Here is a 5,107-nt window from a genome sequence, read left to right on the forward strand (position 1 = left end):
GAAGTTACCGCAATCTTTGATAACGGAACAAATCAGAATATTACGGATTTGACATCCATCGTCCCCGATTCCCAATCCGTTGTAACAATCGAAGGCAACAGAGTCAAAGGAATCGCTTCTGGTTCTTCCATTATAAAAGCAGAATACAACGGCCTATACTCTGAACAAAAAATTACCGTTACACCAGCCATTCTTAACTCAATTCAAGTTACGAGTTTAGAGTCAGGTATACTACCTAAAGGTACTAATCGTCAATTCTCAGCCATCGGTATCTTTTCGGATGGTTCTCATCAGGATATTTCCAACGAACCACTGATCGTTTGGTCTTCCAGTAATCCTGATTTGGTTCGAGTAGATGATTCAGGGTTGGCATCAGGGATCAATTTAGGAACAGCTCATATTCGTGCATCCTTTCAATCAAAACAAGGGGCTGAAGAAATGACCGTTGGAGATGCTGTTCTCTCTCAAATCCAAGTAACTTCAAACGATCTGAATATTCCTCTCGGAAAAAAACAAAAACTAACAGCTACGGGAATCTATTCGGATAACTCTAACAGGGATATTTCCTCTTCTGTTATTTGGAATTCTTCTAATTCCACTATCGCTAATATTCAAAACAACGGAATATTAGAAACAGCTGATACTGGTATTGTCACTGTTTCTGCTTCTAGCGAGAATATAATCGGATCCGTAAAACTAATCGTTACTCCAGCAGCCTTAGTTTCTATTTCTGTTTCTCCGACAAATTCTACAGTTGCAAAAGGTTTACAAGAAAACTTTAAAGCTACAGGGATCTTTACAGATAATTCAAACTCGGATATTACCGACCAAGTTACTTGGGATTCTTCTAATACCGATATTCTCTCAATTTCCAATGCAAGTGATAGCCACGGATTAGCTTCCACACTCAACCAAGGGAATGTTAAAGTCACTGCTTCCATCGGTGGAATACAAGGATCCACTGATTTTAAAGTTACACAAGCTGCATTGACTTCCATCGAAGTCTCTCCAACTCGCACTTCCATTGCAAAAGGACTAACTCAAAAGTTTACTGCGATCGGGATTTTTACGGATAACTCTAAGAAGGATATTACGGATCAAGTCACTTGGAATTCTTCTTCAGCAATCGTAAGCGTGTCTAACTTAGACAACAATAAAGGTCTGGGAAAAACCAACTCAGTTGGAAACACGACTATTACCGCAACCTTAGGAAAAGTTTCAGGTAACACTTGGTTTACTGTAGTTCCTGCGGTTCTCACTTCTATTCAAATCAATCCTGTAAATCCTTCTCTTGCAAAAGGGTTAACTCAAAAATTTACGGCTACTGGGATCTACTCTGACAACTCTAACAAGGACATTACTTCCGCTGTTACGTGGTTCTCATCCGATTCTTCAATCGCGACGATTTCAAACGCCCAAAAAAATCAAGGAAACGCTTACGGAGCAGCTACAGGAGCAACGGATATTAAAGCCACATTCGGAAAGGTAAGTAGTCCGGTTTCTACGTTATCTGTTACAGCTGCAAAGCTTGTTGAAATCCAAATCACACCGGCTGCTGCTTCCAAAGCAAAGGGACTCACAGAAAGATTCAAGGCTACTGGTATCTTTACGGATAACTCAAATTCCGATATTACAAATCAAGTTACCTGGAATTCCTCTAATACGGATATTCTTACCGTTTCCAACACAAACGCCAAACGCGGGTTAGGTTCCACTTTAAAACAAGGAACCGTTAAAGTTACCGCTTCTATGGGTGGAATCGAAGATTCTGTAGATTTTACCGTCACACAGGCAACTTTGACTTCGATCGAAGTCTCTCCAACTCGCGCTTCGATTGCAAAAGGAATGACTCAAAAATTTACGGCTACAGGTATTTTTACGGATCATTCTAAGAAGAACATTACAGAGCAAGTCACCTGGAAGTCTTCTTCGAAAGCATTAAGTATGTTGAATGCACCTGGTGAAGAAGGAACAGGTAAGGCGATTGCAGTCGGGAAAACGACTATTACTGCAACCTTAGAAAAACTTTCCGGGAAAACTGATATTACCGTTACTCCCGCTGTTCTTACTTCAATTCAAATCAGTCCTGTAAAACATTCTCTTGTAAAAGGGTTAACAGAAAAATTTTCTGCTACAGGTATCTACTCTGATAATTCCAACAAAGACATTACTTCCTCCGTTACGTGGCATTCGTCCAACAACTCTGTTGCAACGATCTCAAACACAAAAGGTTACCAAGGACAAGCTTACGGAACCGGTACAGGAACAGTGAATATTAAAGCGACATTGGGAAATGTAAGCAGCCAGGTTTCCAAATTATCCGTTACCGCAGCGGAACTTACTGAGATTGTGCTAAATCCCACTTCATCTCACAAAGCCAAGGGACTTACTGAAAATTTTAAAGCGACCGGCGTATTTACGGACAATTCGACAAAAGATATTACCGACCAGGTTACTTGGAAATCTTCCAATGCAGCCTACGCAAAAATTTCAAACGCAACTGGAAGTAAAGGGGTTGTTAATGCACTCTCGAAGGGAACGAGCCACATCTCCGCTACCTTAGGTTCGATTTCAAGTGCAAATGCGACATTCCAAGTTACTCCGGCAAGAATAGCTTCAATCGAAGTAACACCAAATAATTTCTTCTTGATCAAAGGACTTAGTCATCCATTTAAAGCAATTGGAATCTATACGGATAATACAAAGACAGACATTACAAAACAAGTTTCCTGGTCTTCCTCTGATCCGAATGTTGCATCGATCGATAACACATTTTCATTGGCTGGCTCAGCTACCGCAATCGATGATGGAAAAACGAACATCACTGCAACGTTATCTGATTCTATGTCCGCTTCTACTACTTTGTATGTCACTTCTGCTGTCCTTATTGACATAGAAGTCAAGCCTAGTATTTTCGTCCTGAGCGAAGGTCTTACACTACAACTAACCGCTACTGGCATCTATTCGGATCACTCTACCCATGATTTGACTCAGGTTGTACAGTGGACTTCCAGCAAGCCATCCAACATTGCAATCGAAAATACAGCCGGTAAAAAAGGTAAAGTAACGGCTCTTGCATTTGGAGATTCAGAATTTACGGCAACCTACGATTCTATTAAAAGTAATCGAGCCTGGATATTCGTCAATGACGAGAAATTAGTAAACATAACCATTAGTTCTTCCCAAGTTTTGACAGATAAGGGGTCGGCTCAACAATTCAAGGCAATCGGAACTTTCCAAGGAGGTAGCCAACTTGACCTTACGGATCTTGTGACCTGGAAGTCCTCTGATTCTAAGGTAGTTTCTATCAGTAACTCTAATGATGACAGAGGTTTAACAACAGCGCTTTCTGTAGGTTCCTCTAAAATTTCTGCGATTTACGGTTCTATCCATAGTGACTCTATCGATTTTGAAGTAACTCCAGAAATATTAGCCTCTATTAAAACGGAGCCATAACATGAAAACATTAACAATGTTTACACATTCGCAAAAAACAAACAATGAGTTCGTGACCTTTCTTTATTACGAATTCATTGAGTTATTTGAATAACACCGATTTTATGGAAAAGGAACGACTCAAATTTATCGGTATGATTTGTAACCTATCGACCTTGTGATCGTTTCTTCTTTCCTAACTTTTGTTCCTAAAACACTCCGCAGATTCTGCGGAGTGTTTTTAATTAATCTTAATAGAATTGTTGAAAAATTAATTCTCCATTTGTTTCTATTTTATGGAAATGGGCAATTGAAGCAGTTTTGTTAATCGGAACTAGGGAATTTTTCAACAACTCTAATGTGAATCTGATATAAATTTGTAGTTAGCTAAAGTATGTATAACACATGACTTTCTTCGGTCTGAAAGTCAAATATCCTTAAACCATATATTTTTGAGAAAATAGAAAATTTCTATTAAAATTCTTATAACTGCTGTATCTAAATAACGCAAGTTCGACATAAGAAAATCTGGACGAATCTGGCTCTCAGCCCTGGTCAATAAATTGCATAAAAAAAACGTAATACAATAATCGTCTTTAGTTTTAATTGATTATAGAACGTGATCTATCGAACGACCGATCTCGCGACCCGTCTGGAGCGAGATTTGAGTTTAGAAAAGCGTTTTGCTGAGTTCAAATGCGACCTGCAGAGCAACCCAGAAACTCAACGAATGCTTCTCTAGAGATAGTATTATGAAAGTGAGACTCTGAATTTGAAAGAGTGTTCTGCTAAATTCACTCGCATCGATTCCTTTCGTATTACTACTTGGACATGTAAAAAGAATACTATGCTTGTATTTGTTTCAAAACTTAGAATGTGAAATTCTTTAAAAAAGCCAACAATTCTAGGTTTTGTGCAACTTTGCTAGGACTTCTATATCTTTAAAAAATTACTCGTTAATTTTTGGTACCATTTTCATGCATTCGAGTAATAAAATTATTATAACTATCTCTAAGTATCATTATGCGATACTAAAAGTTATTTCTTAAATAATCCTTAACTACTACATTTGATACTTAAGACCATTAAATTAAATATTAGATACTTAAGTATTCATCTTTTATTATATACTTTGTTTTTATAAATTTTAAAATGTTTTTATTTACAAACTTTTTACATCCAATAAATCTTAAGAGAACTTCTATAAAATTGATTTTTAATTTTTGTTGATAGTCGCCAAACAACGACTTGATGCAAAAATCTAATTGGATAATTATCCTTTTTAAATTTTGTAAAGGCTCTCAATAAATAAACACAGCAAATACACAAAATGAAAACTTCAAATAAAACAATTAGAGTGAGTGTTTATGAAGAAAATATTTTGTATTTCGATTTTTCTTTCGATGTTTTTTCAAAGTTGTATGTCTTGGCCACTTTTAACCGGTCTGGTAGGATTAACCGCTGGTAAAAAAAGTAATGGGCTGTCCTTTTTCCACCTTCTGTTAGGTAACTTCAATCCGACTATTACAAGAATCGAACTTAGTTATCAAGATTCTTCTATCGCAAACGGTACCAGTACAACCCTAGAAGTTACCGCAATCTTTGATAACGGAACAAATCAGAATATTACGGATTTGACATCCATCGTCCCCGATTCCCAATCCGTTGTAAC

General features: G+C 37.5%; 2 protein-coding genes. Both read left to right on the forward strand.

The features are described 5' to 3' along the window. Positions 1-3,456, forward strand: a 3,456-nt coding sequence (gene ligA / locus BW942_RS20635) for a lipoprotein adhesin LigA (RefSeq protein WP_244552894.1), incomplete at its 5' end; no start/stop codon positions are given. A 1,346-nt stretch (positions 3,457-4,802) separates the two neighbouring features. Further along, a partial coding sequence (locus BW942_RS20645; protein ID WP_244552895.1) for a hypothetical protein occupies positions 4,803-5,107 on the forward strand: 305 nt, incomplete at its 3' end.

The organism is Leptospira interrogans (assembly GCF_900156205.1).
GTDB lineage: Bacteria > Spirochaetota > Leptospiria > Leptospirales > Leptospiraceae > Leptospira > Leptospira interrogans.